Genomic DNA, 16449 nt, shown 5'->3' with positions numbered 1-16449 from the left:
GGCAGGATGCGGCCATGCCCTCCTTGCCCCTCGACGGCGTCACGGTCGTGTCCTGCGAGCAGGCGGTCGCCGCGCCGCTGGCCACCCGGCACCTGGCCGACCTCGGCGCCCGCGTGCTCAAGATCGAACGGCCCGGCAGCGGTGACTTCGCCCGCGCCTACGACGAAACCGTGCACGGCCAGTCGAGCCACTTCGTCTGGCTGAACCGGTCGAAGGAGAGCGTCACGCTCGACCTCAAGAGCGAGGCCGCGGCGCCGGTGATGGCGGCCCTGCTCGACCGGGCCGACGTGTTCGTGCAGAACTTCGCGCCCGGCGTCGCCGAACGCCTCGGCCTCGGCGCGGCCGGTCTGCGCGCCACGCGGCCGCGGCTGATCACGTGCTCGGTGTCCGGCTACGGGTCCAGTGGGCCGTATCGCGACGCGAAGGCGTACGACCTGCTCATCCAGTCCGAAGCCGGGCTGGTCTCGGTGACCGGGTCGGAGTCCGAGCCGGCCAAGAGCGGGATCCCGGCCGCGGACATCGGCGCCGGGATGTACGCCTTCTCCGGCATCCTCTCCGCGCTCTACGACCGGGAGCGCACCGGGCTCGGCACCGAGCTCGAGGTCAGCCTGTTCGACTCGCTGGTCGAGTGGATGGGGTTCCCGCTCTACTACGCCGGCTACGGCGGCACTCCCCCGCCGCGGACCGGTACGAGCCACCCGGCGATCGCGCCGTACGGCACGTTCACCGCGGGCGACGGCACCGAGGTCGTGCTGGCGGTGCAGAACAACCGCGAGTGGGCGACGTTCTGCGAGCACGCCGTCGAGCGGCCGGAGTGGGTCACCGACGAGCGGTTCGCCACCGGCAGCGCCCGGGTCGCGAACCGGCCCGCGCTGGAGCGCGAGATCGACGCGGTCTTCGCCCGGCTGACCGGCGAGGAGCTGGAGGCCCGTCTTCGCCGGGGCCGGATCGCGCACGCGCGGCGTCGCGAACTGCCCGACGTCCTGGCGCACCCGCAGCTCACGGCGCGCGACCGCTTCGCGGACGTCTCGACACCGGGCGGGCCGGTCCGCGCGACGCTGCCGCCGATCACGGTCTCCGGCCGCTCGCCGCGGATGGACCCGGTGCCGGCGGTGGGCGAGCACACGGACGCCGTGCTGACGGAGTTCGGCTTCGACGCGGAAGCCTTGCGGCGTCAGGGCGCCGTGTAGCGCGTCACTCGGCCAGGATCCGCCGCGCGCGGGCGAGCACCGGCCGGTCGACCATCTTGCCGTCCACAGTGGACGCCGATTCGCCCGCGGTGAGGACCTTGCGGGCCCACTCGCGCTCGGCCTCGGTCGCGGCGAACCCGGCGCGGACCGGCTCGACCTGGTTCGGGTGGATGCAGAGTTTGCCGCCGAAGCCCATCCGGCGGGCGTACCGGACGTCGGCCTCGAGGCGCCGGTCGTCACGCAGGTCCGTGGTGACGCCGTCGATGGGCGGCGCGAGCCCGGCGGCCGCCGACGCGACCACGAGCCGCGAGCGCGCGTAGGCGAAGGGCTCCGGGTCGTCCGGGTCGACACCCAGTTCCACGGCCAGGTCGATGCTGCCGAACGCCAGCCGCGTCACGGACGCGACTGCGGCCACTTCACCGGCCCGCTCAACCCCTTTCGCGGTCTCGACGAGGGCCACGACTTCGCGGAATCCGGCGAGCACGCCGGGTGTCTCCGCCTTCGGCACGACGACCGGGACCCCGCGCGCGGTCACCAGGGCGGCGTCGGCGTCGAACCAGGGCGTCCCCGGGGCGTTGATCCGGACCATGGCGTCGTGGTCCGCGAGCCAGGCCGCCACGGCGGCCCGCGCGGCGTCCTTGTCCGCCGGGGCGACCGCGTCCTCCAGGTCCAGGAGCACGACGTCGGCACCGCTCGCCGCGGCCTTGCCGAAGCGGTCGGGGCGGTCACCGGGGACGAAGAGGTACGTCGTGGCGGTCACCCTGGTCAGGGTATTGCCCTGCGGATGACGACCCGAAAGGCCCCATAAGGGAATTGCGGCCGTAAGGGGTCCCGGAGTGCGTGTTCACCCGATGCGGCGGCGCGCCCCTCAGGACGATCGTGGAGTTCCTCGGAAGACAGAGGTGAGGGACGATGCGAGGCGACTGGATCTACGACTGGGTGCGGGTGGAGATGGAGTACCGGGCCGGGCCGGCACCGGTGGTGCGCCGCCCCCGGCCGGACCGCTCGCCGTCACGCCACTGGGCGGCGCTGTGGGCGGGGTTGTTCACCCCGCACCGGGTGAGCCCGGCTCGCGGCGGCTCCGCCTGCTGACGCTGTCGTGGCAAGCCGGTAAGGGCTCAGGGGGTCAGCAAGCCGTCGCGGGCGCGGGTCAGGTGGTCGGTCATCTCCGCCTCCGCGCTCGCGCGGTTCCCCGACGCGATCGCCTCCAGCAGCCGGCGGTGCTCCACCGCCAGTTCGCCCGGATCCGGGTACGCGCCCCGCAACCGGGCCAGGCAGAGGCGCATCTCCTCCTGCATCGGCGGGTAGATCCGGCTCAGCCGCACACTGCCCGCCGCGTCGACCAGGGCCAGGTGGAACGCCGTGTGCGCCTCCACCCGCTCACTCCAGCCCGCGTCCGGCGGCAACGCTTCCAGCACCGCCAAGGCCGCCCACGCGCCGGCCAGCGAACGCCCCTCCGCCACGATCAGCCGCGCCGCCAGCAACTCCAGCGGCAGCCGGACCGTGAACAGGTCCCGGACGTCGTCGTCGGTCAGCACCGGGACGCGCAGCGAACGGCCGTCCGAACGCTCCACCAGGTGCCGGGCCACCAGCTCCTGCAACGCCGAGCGCACCGTCGGGCGCGCCACGCCGAACGTCGTGGCCAGGCCCTGTTCCGTCAGCGGCGTGCCCGGTTCGAGCTCGCCGCTCAGGATGCGCCGGCGCACCTCGGCGACCAGCGCGTCCCGCGTGTTCGTCGTCTGCAGGACCATCAGGACGCGTGCACCCGTTCCACGGTCGCGACGAGGTCGTCGAGACCCGGCAGCACGGCGTCCGCGACCGACGGGTCGCTCGGGTCCGCGTGCCGGTTGATCCACACCCGCCGGATGCCCAGCTCCTGCGCCGGCACCATGTCGTGGAAGTGGCTCTGCGCGACGTGCACCCAGTTGTCCCGCGTGGCCCCGAAAGAGTCCGCGAACCGCGTGAAGTGGGCGTGGCCGGGCTTGTACGAGCCGACGTCTTCCGCCGTGACGACCGCGTCGACCGGCACCTCGAGACGGCGCTGGGTCTCGCCGATGAGGTCGCGGTCGCAGTTGGTCAGCAGGGCGATCCGCCAGCCCGCGTCGCGCAACGCGGCGAGCGCCGCCCGGGTGTCGGGGAACACCGGCCAGTACGGCAGCCCGGTCCCGAGCACCGACGCGTCGTCGGGCACCAGCTCCAGGCCGGCTTCGGCCGCGGTCCGCCGCAGCGACTCCGCGAGCACCTCCCGGTACCGCCGCACCGGGGTCTCGGCCTGCACCCGCGGTTCGTGCCGGTTGTACACCTCGAGCAGCTCGGCGCCCCGGCCCGGGAACAGCAGCTCGAGGCCGGTCCCGATGCCGTGCCGCCAGTCCACCAGCGTGCCGAAGCAGTCGAACGTCGCCCACCGGATCGTGTCGGTCATACAGCCATACTGATATACGGTTATACCGAACGCGAGTGACCTTCGGGGTCTACGCGTGCGCGGTGAGGAACTTCCCCAGCGCGGGGTTCACCTCCTCCGGGTGGGTGTAGCTGAGGAAGTGGGCGCCACCGTCGACGACGACCAGCGGTTCGGCCGCCGGGAGCGCCGCGGCCAGCTCGGCCGCCCGCTCGACGGGGTAGGCGAGGTCCGCCGAACCGTGCAGCACCAAGGCCGGGCAGGCGATCTCGCCGACCCGCTCGAGCACCGAGTCACGCTCGACGAGCGCCGTCATGGCCGGCGTCAGCTGCGCCGGCGACACCGACTTCCACCGCTCCTTCCACTCGTCGACGGGGAAGTCGCCGAAGCAGATCCGCGCGACGCCGTCGAGGACCTCCGGCGGCGCGCCGCCGCTCACCCAGGCGTCCAGCACCGCCCGGTACCCGGCCGCGACCGCCGGATCCTCCGCGGCCGCCGATGTGCCGAGCACCGCGAGCGCCGTGACGCGCGAAGGCGCGAGCAGCGCCATCCGCAGCGCGACGAACCCGCCCTGGCTGGTCCCGACGACCGCCGCGCGCGGGACGCCGAGGTGGTCCAGCACGGCCAGGACGTCCCGGGCGACGTCCCAGTAGTCGAACGGCCCTTCGGCAGGCGTACGGCCGTGCCCGCGCTCATCGACCGTGACGCACCGGAAGCCGTCCAGCGCCGCGAGCTGCGGGGCGAACATCCGGCCGTCCATCAGGAAGCTGTGCAGCAGCACGACCACCGGGCCGTCGCCACCGTGGTCGGTGTGACCGGGAAGCGTCATCGATCCTCCGAAGCGTCAGCCGGCGAACCGGCCCACCGCCACGAACGCCGCCAGCACCAGCAGCACGACGTTCATCGGCAGCGCCTTGGTCTCCTTGCGGCGTGCGTGCACGATGATCGCACCGATCTGGATCACCGCCAGTCCGGTGGCAGCCAGCGGTGTCAGGACGCGCGCGAGGTCGAGCGCCCACGGCAGGATCAGCCCGAGCGCGCCGAGGATCTCGACCGCGCCGATGCCCTTCACCGCCGCGTCGGAGAAGTCCGCCGCCCAGCCCATGTTCGGGTTGTCCAGCAGTTTCTTCCGCGGTGTCGCGAGCTTCATGCCGCCGGCGCCGAGGTACAGCGCGGCGAGCACACCCGACACGACCCACAGGACGACGTTCACGGCCACCTCCGGTCCAGAGAAAGTGATTGAACACTACACCTCTTTCCGGAGGTCGCACCTCAACTTGGCTGGACCGTGACCGACTGGCCCGGCCGCAGCCCGATCGTCCGGCGCCAGCCGCCCGCGCGGACCTCCGTCCGGGTCCCGCCGACGCTTTTGACCACGGCTCGCGTCACCTTCCCGTCGCGCCAGGAGACGTCGACCTCGAAGCCGCCGCGCACGCCGATCCCCGTCACCCGGCCCGAGCGGGCCCACGCCGAAGGCAGGGCCGGCAGCAGTTCGAGCACCCCGGGGCGTGAATAGACGAGCATCTCCGCCATGGCCGTCGGCGCGCCGAGGTTGGCGTCGATCTGGAAGATCGTGTAGCTGCCCTGGCTGTACATGTCGAAGAAGTTCGGCGCGGTCCCGTTGCCGTTCGCGACCGACGGCCGCATGACGGTGAGCAGCAGCTGGTACGCACGATCGGCGTCCTTGAGCCGCGCCCAGCACGCCGACCGCCACGCGCACGCCCAGCCGAAGCTGTCCATGCCCCGGGCGACCAGCAACGCGCGGATGCCGTCGAGCAGCTCCCGCGGCGCGGTGTCGTGCGCGATGCGGTCACCCGGGAAGAAGCCGATCAGCGGGGAGAGGTGCCGGTGCGTGGTCTCGCCGAGGTTGTCCGGCGACATCCACTCCTCGAGCCAGCCGGTCGTCGGGCTCACCTTCGGCAGGTACAGCTTCTTCTGCAGCCCGGCGATCCGGTCGCCGTACGCGCGGTCGCGACCCAGCACCGCGACCGCTTCGCGGTAGTGCTCGAACAGGTCCCAGACGATTTCCTGGGAGTAGGTGTTCCCGCGGGTGTCCTGCGGGCCGTGTTCGGGCGACCAGTCGTGGTCGTCGACGAGCACCTCGCGGCCGTCGACCGTCATCGGGACCAGCCGCGACTCCCAGAACTCGGCCGCGCCCCTGAGCAGCGGGTAGATCCGCGCGAGGTAGGCCTTGTCCTGGGTGAACGCGTAGTGGTCCCAGAGCGAGTTGCACAGCCACGCGTTGCCGCCGGGGTGCCACCACCAGCCGGACCCGCCGTAGATGTTCGTCGAGAACGCGATCGCCCAGCCGGCGATCTTGCCGCTGGTGTTCCGGAACCGGTTGCGCGGATCGTTGAACAGGCGTTTCGTGTTGTCCGTCCACACGGGAAGCTGCGCGAGGCAGTAGTCGGCCAGGGCAGTGAAGCTCCCGGGCAGCGCCGCGCGGTCGGCGAGCCAGTAGTTCATCTGCAGGTTGATGTCGGTGTGGTAGTCGCTCATCCAGTCGGGCGTGTTGTTGTTCTGCCACAGGCCCTGCAGGCCCATCGGCAGCCCGTCCCGCGAGCCGGTGATCGTCAGGTACCGCCCGAACTGCAGGTAGCTCGCCTCGAACTCCGGGTCGGCCGTGGCCGGGTCGTCGTGGCGGGCCAGCAGCCGCGACCACGTGTCCAGCGCGCGCTTCGCCGGCGGCGACTGTCCCAGGTCGACGGTCATCCGGTCGTAGAGGCGCCGGTAGTCGGCGACGTGCGTGGCCAGCAGCGCGCCTCCCCCGACACGCAGGGCCCGCGACGCCTTCTCCTTCGCGAGCGCCAAGGGGTCCAGCGACGCGTCGAGGTACTTCCGGGCCGCGTCGGGCACGTAGTTCGTCCCGCCGCTGATCACGACGACGACGTCGCTCCCGGTGAAGGTCCCGCCACCGGCCGCCGTGCACGCGTACTTCTGGCCGTTGTCGAACGTGCCCCTGAACGCCGTCGCACTGTCCGCCTTCTCCCCGCGCGTGGGCTCGAGCGAGACCGAACCGGTGACGGGCCCGCCGCTGAGCCGGACGACCACGACATCGTCGGGGTGGCTGACGAAGTACTCGCGGCGGTACTGCACCCCGGCGTGCCGGTACGTGATCACGACGAGCCCGTTGCTCAGGTCGAGCGTGCGGCGGTAGTCGCTGACGCCGGTGTGCGCCGGGACCGAGATGCGCACCTTCGCCAGGAGGCCGAGGGTGCCGAACTTCTCGCGTTCGTAGGGGAACTGGCCGTCGTCTTCGAGGATGTCGTTGGCGCCACCGGTCCACAGGGACGCGTCGGCCAGGTAGAGGAAGTCGGCGGCCGGGTCACCCCCGACGAGCGCACCGATCCGACCATTGCCGATCGGCAGGCCCTGTTCGATGATCTTGTCCTCGGCCGCGGGCGCGGGGTACCAGAGCGTCGTCGCCCCGCTGTCGGGCACCAGGTCGGCATCGACTGGACGGACGACGTCTGCGCTGGCAGTGAACGGGCGAATGCCACTGAGGGCAACTCCGGCGCCGACCGCGCCACCGAGCTTGAGGAAGGTACGACGAGAGGGAGGGTTCGACATGTCGGATCCGTTCGGCGTTGAAGGCGGGACCGGCGTGCAGCCCGCCAAACATATGACCTATCGGGATCCGAGGTCAAGATTCTTCGTAATTAATCCGATAACATACGAGCGCGGTACCGTTGTGCCTCATGACCGACGCCCACCGCCTCCTCGCGTTCCTGCGCGAGCACCCCGCGGCCGCGGTCACCGAGCGGGCCGGCTCCTGCAGCAAGTGGCAGCTCACCGGCTCGACGTGGCGGGCAACCGTGGTCGTCGAACCGGGTCGATGGCTCGGGCTGGAGTTCGAGGCGCGGGAGCCGGCGACCGGCAAGCGCGCCACCTACGCCATCGACACCGATCTCTACGACATCTCCCGCGAAGATCAACGGGAGTTCGCCGACGAGATCGAACGCGACATCGTCGAGTTCCTCGGCAACCTGGGCAAGGGCGCCATGCTGCGCGGGAACGCCGGGACCAGGTTCGTCCTCGTCTTCCCCTTGGCGGGCGCCTACGTCCGCGTCGTGCAGGGGCGCTTCATGACCAGCGCCTCCACCCACCCCGTCCTGCCGGACGGCGACTACGTCCCGGTGGACTGACGCGTCCGGTAGCGCAGCACGCCCGCGTCGGCCTGCTCGGCCAAGTACTGGGCGAACGTGATCGTGCCGTCGCGGTGGTCCGGCACCAGGTGACCGCCGCCCGCGTACGCGCGGAACGCCGCCCCCGGCACGCTGACCGGCACGAGCTTCCGGCGGCGGCCGCTCGCGTCCAGGACCGCCTGGGTCAGCTCCGACGCCGACAGGACTTCCGGGCCGCCGAAGTCGTCGGCGCGGCCGACGGGATCGCCGAGTGCCAGGTCCGCCAGGCGCTCCGCGACGTCGCGGACGTCCACCGGCTGGAACGAGACCTTCGGCACCGGCACCACCGGCAGCCGGGTCGCGCCCGCGAGCAACGTCCGGACCAGCGCGTGGAACTGCGTCGCCCGCTGGATCGTGTACGGCAGGCCCGAGGACGCGACGACCCCTTCGGTCTCGTGCTTGGTCTGGTAGTAGCCGAGCGGGACCCGGTCGACGCCGACGATCGAGACGTACACCAGGTGCGGGCCGCCCGCCCAGCGCGCCGCTTCGATCAGCGTGCGGGCCAGCTGCGTCTCGCGGCCGAGGAAGTCGGTGGCGCAGTGGACGACCACGTCGACGCCGGCGACCGCGCTGTCGACACCGCGGCCGGTCCGCAGGTCACCGGGCACGAGGTCCGGCCCGGTCCGCCGGCTCAGCACGCGGACCTCCTCCCCCGCCGCCCGCAGCCGCGCCACCACCGCACTGCCGAGCTGTCCGGTGCCACCGGTGACCAGGATCCGCACGACCCCATCCTCGCACGGCGGTGCCCGCCGGGAAACGGTTTCCCGGCGGGCACGCGCGGCCTTTCAGGTGCGGTTGATGGTGAAGGTGGACGTCGTGTTGCGGATGTCCTGGTCGTTGTCGCTCAGCGTGAGCCCGGTGAAGGTCGCCGAGCCGACGGCCGGGCCCTGGCCCGGTTCCGGCAGCTCGTTGGCCCAGATCCCGATCCCCGACTTGGCGTCGAAGGCGTCACCGCTGCGGTGGGCGCCGGTGATCGACACGTTCGTCAGCACCGTGTCCTGGACGGAGTTCTGCGGCTGCCCGCCGACGTAGTTCGTCTGGAACATGATGCCGCTGTAGGTCGGGCTCTGGATGTCCACGTCGGACACCCGGATCCCGCGGAACTCTTTGGACGCGGAGAACATCCAGATCGCCGGGAAGGTCTGCTGGCCCCAGAAGTGGCCGCCGTCCCGGACGAGCGAGGCGTTCTGGACCGTCGTCGGCTGCGGCCCGAACCCGAGGAACGGGTAGCCGAAGTCGAGCGAGCTGACCGTGATCGCCGAGTACGTCAGCGTGTCCGCGATGTAGAGGTTCCGGAAGGTGTTGTTGTACCCGCCGTAGACCGCCAGCCCGGCCGCGCGCCACGGGGTGAGCGCGGTCAGGTTCTCGAACACGTTGTCGTACTGGTTGCCCTGGTTGATGTCCGTGGCGGCGAACAGCGCGAAGCTGTCGTCGCCGGTGGACCGGGCTTCGTTGTTGGTGACGTGGTTGCCGGTGCTCCCGTTCGTGAGGTTGATGCCGTCGGCGAAGGTGTCGCGGATCCGGGAGTTCTTGATCGTGGTGTTGTCCACATTGGTGCCCCAGACCATCACGACCTGGTGCTCCACCCAGATGTTGTCGATCGTCAGGTTCGCGACGTTCGTCAGGTTGAACACCTTGCCGGGGCCGTCGATGCGGGAGGTGTAGTTCCCGAACACGGCGAACCCGCTGATCGTCGACCCGTTCGCCGTCGACTGGACGTCGATGCCGATGTCCGTGTTCTCCTGGCCGGAAGGCGCGGAGAACTTCGTGAACCACGGCCCGGCGCCGGTGACCGTGACGGCCTTGCCGTAGACGTTCAGCTTGTTCGACAGGGAGTAGTTCCCGGCCGGCAGGTAGACGCCGGTGAGCGTCGAGTCCTGGCGGACCTTGTCGAGCGCGGCCTGCACGTCCTGCTGTGTGAAGCCGGCCGGCGTCGCGAAGTGCGCCGGGTCCGGGTTGGCGACTGCGGTGGCCTGCTCGAAGTTCACGAAGTCGATCGCGTAGTTCGTGCTGTTGGCCGCGTCCTTCTGCAGCTTGATCTTGTGCCCGGCGGGCACGGTCGTGCCGAGCATCGTGCTGGCCTCGTCGTAGATGTGGCGCGGCCCGGTACCCGGCGAGTTGCCCGGGCCGGTTTCGGCGCCGTAGAGCCACGCGTAGTGCGAGGTCAGGTCGATCGCCTTGAGGAAGGTGCCGTCGACGTAGATGTTGAGCGTCGAGTTGATGCCGCCGCCGCCCGCGGAGTCCGGGATGGAGAACCGCGTGACGAGGGTGTTGGTCGACGCGCGGGTGGTGAACTCCACCGACGAGCCGGTCGAGTTCAGCGTCACGGCCTTGCGGCCCGACGCCTCGCCCGCGAGATCGCCGATGGTGCGGTTCGGCCCGATCACGGACGCGCCGCCCGCGACCACGCCGTCCTCGGCTTCGTACATGTCGTAGGGCATGTTGGCACCCCGGCCGACGAACAGCGCCTGCGTGCTCGTGTTGTTCGCCTGCTTCACCGGCAACTCGTTGGCGTCGGTGTCGACGACCGTCTTCACGGTGTACTTGCCGTTGGCCGCGGTCCAGGTGCCGACGGTCACCGGTGCCGCGGTGGCCCCGGCGGCGATGGCTCCCGAGTAGCTGCCGGTCAGCGTCTTGACGACGGTGCCGTTCTGGTCGGCGATCGTCACCGTGATGCCGTGGGCACCGCTCGCGCTCGCCACGGTGCCCTGGTTGCGCAGGGTCGTGGTGAACGTGGTCGTGTTGCCCGCGGACGGGTTGTTCGGCGACCACGCCGTGGCCGCGACGAGGTCGGAGCTCTGCACCGGGCTGACGACCAGGGGCGTCGAGCTGGTGTAGGAGTTGTTGGCCTCGTTCTGCTCGATGACGGAGTTGGCCTCGTCGACCTTCGCCGTCACCTGGTAGCTGCCCGCGTCGCGGGTGCCGATGTTCGCCGACACGGTCGTCGACGCCCCGGCGGCCAGCGCGCCGACGTTGGCGGTGCCGACCTTGGTGGTGCCCAGGTAGAGGTTGACGTTCGTCGCGCCCGAAGCGGCCGTCCCGGCGTTGCGGACGGTCGCCGACGCCGTGATCGCGTCGGTCTCGACGGGGTTCTGCGGCGACCAGGACACGCCCGAGACCGTCAGGTCCGGGTTGGGCGCGGGGACGCCGAAGACCTGGAACTCCGCGGCCTGCCCGCCACCGGCACCGGAGTTGGCCGTGACGCGCAGGCGGACGTCGGCGGCCCGGCCGGCGACCGGGATGGTCACCGAGTTCCCGGACGAGGGGGTGAAGCTGTAGGTCTGCGCGGCCACCAGCGTGGTGAACGTGCTGGACGACTGCTCACGGCCTTCGACGGCGATCGTCTGCGTGCGCGGGCCCCAGGCCGAGTCGGGGTTGAGCTTGACGACGACCTGGTTGAGGTCGGCGTTCGAGCCGAGCGCGACGGTCAGCAGGTTCGGGTAGGTCCCGCCGCCGCCCTCCCAGTACGTGGTCAGGGAGTCGTCGTTGGCGTTCGCCGCGACGAAGGTGAACTCCGTCGAGGACGCCGTGATCGGCTTGCCCAGGGCGAGGTTGGTGCCGGCCTGGGTGCCGGTGCGGGTCACGGTGTTGCTGTTCGCCGACTGGTTCCCGGCGGCGTCTTTCGCCCGGACGAAGTAGGCGACCGTGGTGCCGTCGGGCTGGTTGTCGGTGTAGGTCAGGACGTTCCCGGCGACGCTGCCGCGGAGCTGGCCGTTGGCGTAGACGTCGTAGCCGGTGACGCCGGTGTTGTCGGTCGAGGCCGACCAGGTCAGCCGGATCTGGCCGCTCGCGGGCTGGGTGTAGGCGAGGTTGCCCGGCGCGGACGGCGGCTGCGTGTCGCCGCCGGCCGGGCCGTGCACCTCGAACTCCGAGAGCTGGGCGGCGGGCCAGCCGGTGTTGCCGCTGACGTTGAGCCGGACGTAGCGGGTGGTGCCGGTGACGTCCACGGTCACCGTGTTGGCCTTGGCCGGGTCGAACACGTACCCGGCCGAAGCCTTGAGGTCGCTGAAGCTCGTGCCGTCGGTGCTGCCCTGGACGCTGAAGGTTTCGGTGCGGGCGCCCCAGTTCGCCGCCGGGAGCTTGAGCACGAGCTGCGCGACGGCGGTGGGCGCGCCGAGGTCGGCCTGGACCCACTGCGGGAACTGGTTGTTCGTGCTTTCCCAGTAGGTGTCCTGGTTGCCGTCGCCGACGTTCGAGACGGGGTAGCCGGCGAGCTGGCTGCTGGCGGTGTAGGTCGCGGCGGCGGCTTGGGCGGCGGGCTGGACGGCCGCGGTGGCGGGCGCGGCGGCCGGGGCGCCGCTCGCGGCCACGGCGGGGGTGGCCAGGAGGAGGGACAGGGCGGCGTAGGTCGCCGCGCGCGACAGAAGTCGCTTCGTTCTCATGGGGTTCCTCTGATCCGGGGAGGAGGGGAGACGCGTCGAGCACGCTCGTCCCACGCGGGGACGGCGCAACCGGGGAACGGGACAGGCGCGGACCCGGTCCGGGGGCGCACGCGGGCAGCACGGAACAGCCGTCATGGGCACCTCTTCGTCGAGGAGCTGGGCGGGAACTTCCTGACACCTGCCGCGATTTCTCGCGCTGTTGTCAGGTTCTTGCACTGATTCGTTCAAGAGTTACAGTGACCGGGGTCTCAAGTCAACGCCCAAACGCCGAAAAGGCCTCCTCGCGGGGGATGCGAGGAGGCCTTTTCGGGGAGCGGGGCGTCAGCGCACGGCGCCCAGCCGGATCGCGTGGGTGCCCGGGGCGTTGACCGGCTCGCCGCAGTGCGCGCAGACGGTGGCCGGGGCCAGCACCTCGCCGCAGGCGTGGCGCCAGAGCGTCGGCGGTTCACCCCGGTGGACGTACTTGTCGCCCCAGGCCATCAGGCCGAGCAGGATCGGCTGCAGGGCCCGGCCTGCTTCGGTCGGGTAGTACTCGAAGCGCGGCGGGTGGTCCTCGTACTGGCGCTTCTCGAGCACGCCCGCGTCGACGAGCTTGCGCAGCCGCGCGGCCAGGATGTCCCGGCTGGCGCCGGTGTTCTCGGCGATCTGGTTGAACCGCCGCTCTCCCAGCATGACCTCGCGCAGCGCCAGCAGGCTCCACCGCTCGCCGACGACCTCGAGGGCCTCGGCGACCGAGCATTCGCGACCACGCCGGACCATGCCACCTCCCTGGGGTTGAAAATCCAACCTAGCACGTAGACCGCGTGTGACGTGTCGTACAGCTGAGTTGTGGAATCCAACTTACTCGGCGTATACCGAAGACATCCCCGATCTGCGAGGAGGCAGACGCCATGACGGACGCGGTGATCGTCGACGCGGTACGGACCCCGATCGGCAGGGGCAAGCCGAACGGCACACTGGCCGGGGTGCACCCGGTCGACCTGCACGCCCACGCGCTCCGCTCGCTCGTCGAGCGCACCGGCGTCGACCCGGCCCGGATCGACGACGTGATCAGCGGCGCCGTCGGCCAGATCGGCGAGCAGAGCATGAACACCGCCCGCTGGGCCGCGCTCGCCGCCGGCCTGCCCGAGTCGGTGCCCGCGGTGACCGTCGACCGGCAGTGCGGCAGCAGCCAGCAGGCCGTCCACTTCGCCGCACAGGGCGTCATGGCCGGCGCGTACGACGTCGTGCTCGCCTCCGGCGTCGAGTCGATGAGCCGGGTGCCGATGGGCAGCCAGGTGGCCGGGCGCGACCCGTTCGGGACGCAGGTCGCCGCGCGCTACCCGGACGGTCTCGTCCCGCAGGGCATCAGCGCGGAGCTGATCGCCGCGAAGTGGGGCTTCACCCGTGCCCAGCTGGACGAGTTCTCCGCGCAGAGCCACCAGCGGGCCGCGAAGGCGTGGGCGGACGGCAAGTTCGCCGGCGAGGTCGTGCCGCTGAAGGCGCCCGGGCCCGACGGCGAACTCGTCGACGTCACGACCGACGAGACGGTCCGGCCGTCGACCACGCCGGAGATCCTGGCCGGGCTGAAGCCCGCCTTCCGCGCCGACGTCTGGGAGCAGCGCTTCCCGGACCTCGGCTGGCACGTCACCGCGGGCAACTCGTCGCCGATCAACGACGGCGCCGCGGCGCTGATGATCACCAGCAGCGAGACGGCGAAGGCGCTCGGCCTCCGCCCGCGGGCCCGGATCCACCAGTTCGCCGTTGTCGGCGACGACCCGCTGTACATGCTCACCGGCGTCATCCCGGCCACCCGCAAGGTGCTCGACCGGGCCGGGCTCAGCGTCTCGGACATCGACGCCTTCGAGGTCAACGAGGCGTTCGCCAGCGTCGTGCTGGCCTGGCAGGCCGAGATCGGCGCGGACCTGGCCAAGGTCAACGTCAACGGCGGCGCGATCTCGATCGGCCACCCGCTCGGCGGCAGCGGCGCCCGCCTCATGACGACGCTGCTGTCGGTCCTCGAGCAGACCGGCGGCCGCTACGGCCTGCAGACGATGTGCGAGGCGGGCGGCCTCGCCAACGCGACCATCATCGAGCGCCTGGACTGACCCAGGTACGCCCGCAGCGCCGCCACGGCTCCCCCGGGATCCGTGGCGGCGACCGGGAAGACCTCGTCGAAGCCCGCGGCCAGCAGGTCCTCGCGCGGGTTCCGCAGCCGGCCGCCGATCACCACGGGCAGCCCGCACAACGCCGGGTCGGCGCGTACCCGGCGAAGCACGTCCAGACCCGACGCGCCGTGCGCACTGGACAACACCAGGCAGTCCGGGCGCTCACGGCGGCAGGTCCTGAGCACTTCGGCCGCGACGCACACGTCGTGGCCCTCGCGCTCGAGGACCACCCGCAACGCGACCAGGCTCCACGCACCCGCGTCCAAACCCGACAGCACGACCTTCACACCGGGCAGATCCGCGAACCGGCCCGGAAAATACGTCAGTCTTCGGGTGGCTCCTCGACGCCGTCGCGGTCGGCCCACTCCAGCAGCGGGTCCAGGGAGAACACGGCCTTGTCGATGCCGGCGTGGAGGTCGCCCAGCTCGGCGAAGCGGGCCGGGACGGTGGCGATGGTGAAGTCGCCCGGCTCGGCGTCGTCGACCTCCTCCCAGCGGATCGGCGTGGACACCGTGCCTTCCGGATTGCCCCGCACGGAATAGGCGCTCGCGATCGTGTGGTCCCGGGCGTTCTGGTTGTAGTCGACGAAGAGCAGGCGCGGGTCGCGGTCCTTGCGCCACCAGGTCGTCGTGACGTCGTCGGGGGCACGGCGTTCGACTTCGTGCGCGAAGGCCAAAGCCGCGCGCCGGACGTCCTTGAAGCCCCAGTTCGGCTCGATCCGGACGTAGATGTGCAGGCCGCGGCCGCCGGAGGTCTTCGGCCAGCCGACGGCGCCCAGCTCGTCGAGGATCTCGTGGGCGACGTGCGCGACCCGGCGGACGCGGTCGTAGCCGCAGTCGGGCATCGGGTCGAGGTCGATGCGCCACTCGTCGGGCTTTTCGGTGTCGGCGCGGCGCGAGTTCCACGGGTGGAACTCCACTGTGGACATCTGCACCGCCCAGGCGACGTGCGCCAGCTCGGTGACGCACAGCTCGTCGGCGTGCCGGTTGTAGCGCGGGAAAGTCACCCGGACGGTCTCCAGCCACGGCGGCGCGCCGTTCGGGACGCGCTTCTGGTGCACCTTCTCCCCCGCCACCCCGGACGGGAACCGGTGCAGCATGCACGGCCGCTCGCGCAGCGCGTTGACGATGCCGTCGCCCACCGAGAGGTAGTAGTTGACCAGGTCGAGCTTCGTCTCGCCGCGGGCCGGGAAGTACACCCGGTCCGGGTTCGAGATCCGCACCGTGTGCGGGCCGACCTCCAGCTCCACCGCCGCCGACTTCTGCGCCATGGCCGGAACGCTAGCCCAAAACCGCCGCTACCGTGGGGATCATGAGCCTGCCGGCGGACGGCCACGTGCACACCGAGTGGTCCTGGGACACGGTCACCGGGTCGATGACCGGTTCGTGCGAGCGGGCACTCGAACTCGGCCTGCCGTCGGTGGCCTTCACCGAGCACGCCGACCTCACGCCGTGGCTGATCCCGGAGCCGGTCCGCCCGCTGCTGCCGGGCCACTTCCGGGTGCGGTTGCGCCCCGACGGTGTCCTCGAGCCGCCCGACCTCGACGTCGAGGGCTACCTGGCCTGCGTCGCGGAGTGCCGCGAGCGGTTCCCGGAGCTGAAGATCCTGTCCGGCGTCGAGCTGAGCGAACCGCACTGGCACCGCGAGCGCGCCGACGCCCTGCTCGCCGCCCACGACTTCGACCGGATACTCGGCTCGGTGCACTCCCTGCCGGACGGCGACCACCACCACGAGCTGACCGTGGTTTCGGGCCGGCCGCCCGGTGAGATCCTGCGGGCCTACCTCGAAGAGGTGCTGGGGCTGGTCGAATCGACCGCCGGCTTCGCGGTGCTGGCCCACATCGACTACGCGCTGCGCCCGTGGCCGGCCGAAGGCCCGCCGTTCGTCGTGACCGACTTCGAAGAAGAGTTCCGCGGCGTGCTGCGCGCACTCAAGACGAGCGGCCGCGCGTTGGAAGTCAACACGAAGGTACCGCTGCCCGGCGAAGTCGTCCGCTGGTGGTTCGAGGTCGGTGGCGAGGCGGTCGCCTTCGGCAGCGACGCCCACGAGCCCGGCCTGGTCGGCCACGGCTTCGACGACGCGTCGGCGCTGGCCGAGGCGTGCGGGTTCCGGCCGGGCCGGACCCCGCACGACTTCTGGCGCCGCTGA

At 71.4% G+C, this 16449-nt stretch carries 16 protein-coding genes; 5 read left to right on the top strand and 11 right to left on the bottom strand.

Annotation, left to right across the window (positions count from 1 at the left end):
* Positions 1 to 14 precede the first annotated feature (14 nt).
* Complete coding sequence (locus ACYVLJ_RS18060; protein ID WP_460439463.1) at positions 15 to 1190, top strand: CaiB/BaiF CoA transferase family protein; 1176 nt, start codon at positions 15 to 17, stop codon at positions 1188 to 1190.
* A 4-nt stretch (positions 1191 to 1194) separates the two neighbouring features.
* On the opposite strand, the gene ACYVLJ_RS18055 is transcribed toward ACYVLJ_RS18060, so the two are convergent.
* Positions 1195 to 1950 (bottom strand): HpcH/HpaI aldolase/citrate lyase family protein, encoded by a 756-nt coding sequence (locus ACYVLJ_RS18055; RefSeq protein ID WP_460439462.1) that lies wholly within the window; start codon positions 1948 to 1950, stop codon positions 1195 to 1197.
* Between the two features lie 152 nt (positions 1951 to 2102).
* Here ACYVLJ_RS18055 and ACYVLJ_RS18050 point away from each other — a divergent pair, with 152 nt between their 5' ends.
* Complete coding sequence (locus ACYVLJ_RS18050; protein ID WP_460439461.1) at positions 2103 to 2282, top strand: hypothetical protein; 180 nt, start codon at positions 2103 to 2105, stop codon at positions 2280 to 2282.
* Positions 2283 to 2308: 26 nt separating this feature from the next.
* Here the strand turns inward: ACYVLJ_RS18050 and ACYVLJ_RS18045 are convergent, their stop codons facing one another.
* The 5 genes from ACYVLJ_RS18045 to ACYVLJ_RS18025 are packed head-to-tail and all read right to left on the bottom strand — an operon-like array spanning position 2309 to position 7158.
* On the bottom strand, positions 2309 to 2941 hold the full coding sequence (locus ACYVLJ_RS18045; protein ID WP_460439460.1) for a GntR family transcriptional regulator: 633 nt from the start codon (positions 2939 to 2941) through the stop codon (positions 2309 to 2311).
* On the bottom strand, positions 2941 to 3612 hold the full coding sequence (locus ACYVLJ_RS18040) for an HAD family hydrolase (RefSeq protein ID WP_451972941.1): 672 nt from the start codon (positions 3610 to 3612) through the stop codon (positions 2941 to 2943). Before ACYVLJ_RS18040 ends, ACYVLJ_RS18045 begins: the two co-directional genes overlap by 1 nt.
* 49 nt (positions 3613 to 3661) lie before the next feature.
* Positions 3662 to 4417 carry an alpha/beta fold hydrolase gene (locus tag ACYVLJ_RS18035; RefSeq protein WP_460439459.1) on the bottom strand — a complete coding sequence of 252 codons (756 nt, stop codon included), beginning with the start codon at positions 4415 to 4417 and terminating at the stop codon, positions 3662 to 3664.
* Positions 4418 to 4432: 15 nt separating this feature from the next.
* Positions 4433 to 4801: a DoxX family protein gene (locus ACYVLJ_RS18030; RefSeq protein ID WP_460439458.1), complete on the bottom strand. Its 369-nt coding sequence runs from the start codon at positions 4799 to 4801 to the stop codon at positions 4433 to 4435.
* A 59-nt stretch (positions 4802 to 4860) separates the two neighbouring features.
* On the bottom strand, positions 4861 to 7158 hold the full coding sequence (locus tag ACYVLJ_RS18025; RefSeq protein WP_460439457.1) for a glycosyl hydrolase family 95 catalytic domain-containing protein: 2298 nt from the start codon (positions 7156 to 7158) through the stop codon (positions 4861 to 4863).
* 128 nt (positions 7159 to 7286) lie between these two features.
* On the opposite strand from ACYVLJ_RS18025, the gene ACYVLJ_RS18020 reads away from it, so the two are divergent.
* Complete coding sequence (locus ACYVLJ_RS18020) at positions 7287 to 7733, top strand: hypothetical protein (protein ID WP_460439456.1); 447 nt, start codon at positions 7287 to 7289, stop codon at positions 7731 to 7733.
* On the opposite strand, the gene ACYVLJ_RS18015 is transcribed toward ACYVLJ_RS18020, so the two are convergent.
* The 3 genes from ACYVLJ_RS18015 to ACYVLJ_RS18005 all read right to left on the bottom strand — a co-directional run bounded on the left by ACYVLJ_RS18015 (position 7715) and on the right by ACYVLJ_RS18005 (position 12913).
* Positions 7715 to 8494: an SDR family oxidoreductase gene (locus ACYVLJ_RS18015; protein WP_460439455.1), complete on the bottom strand. Its 780-nt coding sequence runs from the start codon at positions 8492 to 8494 to the stop codon at positions 7715 to 7717. The two genes, ACYVLJ_RS18020 and ACYVLJ_RS18015, sit on opposite strands and share 19 nt — an antisense overlap.
* 63 nt (positions 8495 to 8557) lie before the next feature.
* Complete coding sequence (locus ACYVLJ_RS18010) at positions 8558 to 12154, bottom strand: discoidin domain-containing protein (RefSeq protein WP_460439454.1); 3597 nt, start codon at positions 12152 to 12154, stop codon at positions 8558 to 8560.
* A 321-nt stretch (positions 12155 to 12475) separates the two neighbouring features.
* Positions 12476 to 12913 carry a winged helix-turn-helix transcriptional regulator gene (locus ACYVLJ_RS18005; protein WP_460439453.1) on the bottom strand — a complete coding sequence of 146 codons (438 nt, stop codon included), beginning with the start codon at positions 12911 to 12913 and terminating at the stop codon, positions 12476 to 12478.
* Positions 12914 to 13044: 131 nt separating this feature from the next.
* On the opposite strand from ACYVLJ_RS18005, the gene ACYVLJ_RS18000 reads away from it, so the two are divergent.
* Positions 13045 to 14241: a thiolase family protein gene (locus ACYVLJ_RS18000; protein WP_460439452.1), complete on the top strand. Its 1197-nt coding sequence runs from the start codon at positions 13045 to 13047 to the stop codon at positions 14239 to 14241.
* Here ACYVLJ_RS18000 and ACYVLJ_RS17995 read toward each other — a convergent pair.
* A complete protein-coding gene (locus ACYVLJ_RS17995; protein WP_451972958.1) occupies positions 14172 to 14588 on the bottom strand; it encodes a hypothetical protein in 417 nt (138 codons plus the stop codon). The genes ACYVLJ_RS18000 and ACYVLJ_RS17995 overlap by 70 nt on opposite strands.
* 35 nt (positions 14589 to 14623) lie before the next feature.
* Complete coding sequence (gene ligD, locus ACYVLJ_RS17990) at positions 14624 to 15571, bottom strand: non-homologous end-joining DNA ligase (protein ID WP_451972960.1); 948 nt, start codon at positions 15569 to 15571, stop codon at positions 14624 to 14626.
* Positions 15572 to 15612: 41 nt separating this feature from the next.
* Here ligD and ACYVLJ_RS17985 point away from each other — a divergent pair, with 41 nt between their 5' ends.
* On the top strand, positions 15613 to 16449 hold the full coding sequence (locus tag ACYVLJ_RS17985; RefSeq protein ID WP_460439451.1) for a PHP domain-containing protein: 837 nt from the start codon (positions 15613 to 15615) through the stop codon (positions 16447 to 16449).

Source organism: Amycolatopsis stemonae, from assembly GCF_054781455.1.
The sequence above is the reverse complement of the archived record's forward strand: the minus strand, read 5'-3'. Positions and strand labels throughout refer to the sequence as shown.

Coding starts and splice junctions, on each gene's coding strand:
- ACYVLJ_RS18060 (WP_460439463.1), top strand. CDS start 15: ATGCCCTCCTTGCCCCTCGACGGCGTCACGGTCGTGTCCTGCGAGCAG.
- ligD (WP_451972960.1), bottom strand. CDS start 15,571: ATGGCGCAGAAGTCGGCGGCGGTGGAGCTGGAGGTCGGCCCGCACACG.
- ACYVLJ_RS18000 (WP_460439452.1), top strand. CDS start 13,045: ATGACGGACGCGGTGATCGTCGACGCGGTACGGACCCCGATCGGCAGG.
- ACYVLJ_RS18035 (WP_460439459.1), bottom strand. CDS start 4,417: ATGACGCTTCCCGGTCACACCGACCACGGTGGCGACGGCCCGGTGGTC.
- ACYVLJ_RS18020 (WP_460439456.1), top strand. CDS start 7,287: ATGACCGACGCCCACCGCCTCCTCGCGTTCCTGCGCGAGCACCCCGCG.
- ACYVLJ_RS18040 (WP_451972941.1), bottom strand. CDS start 3,612: ATGACCGACACGATCCGGTGGGCGACGTTCGACTGCTTCGGCACGCTG.
- ACYVLJ_RS18050 (WP_460439461.1), top strand. CDS start 2,103: ATGCGAGGCGACTGGATCTACGACTGGGTGCGGGTGGAGATGGAGTAC.
- ACYVLJ_RS17985 (WP_460439451.1), top strand. CDS start 15,613: ATGAGCCTGCCGGCGGACGGCCACGTGCACACCGAGTGGTCCTGGGAC.
- ACYVLJ_RS18005 (WP_460439453.1), bottom strand. CDS start 12,913: ATGGTCCGGCGTGGTCGCGAATGCTCGGTCGCCGAGGCCCTCGAGGTC.
- ACYVLJ_RS18045 (WP_460439460.1), bottom strand. CDS start 2,941: ATGGTCCTGCAGACGACGAACACGCGGGACGCGCTGGTCGCCGAGGTG.
- ACYVLJ_RS18010 (WP_460439454.1), bottom strand. CDS start 12,154: ATGAGAACGAAGCGACTTCTGTCGCGCGCGGCGACCTACGCCGCCCTG.
- ACYVLJ_RS18025 (WP_460439457.1), bottom strand. CDS start 7,158: ATGTCGAACCCTCCCTCTCGTCGTACCTTCCTCAAGCTCGGTGGCGCG.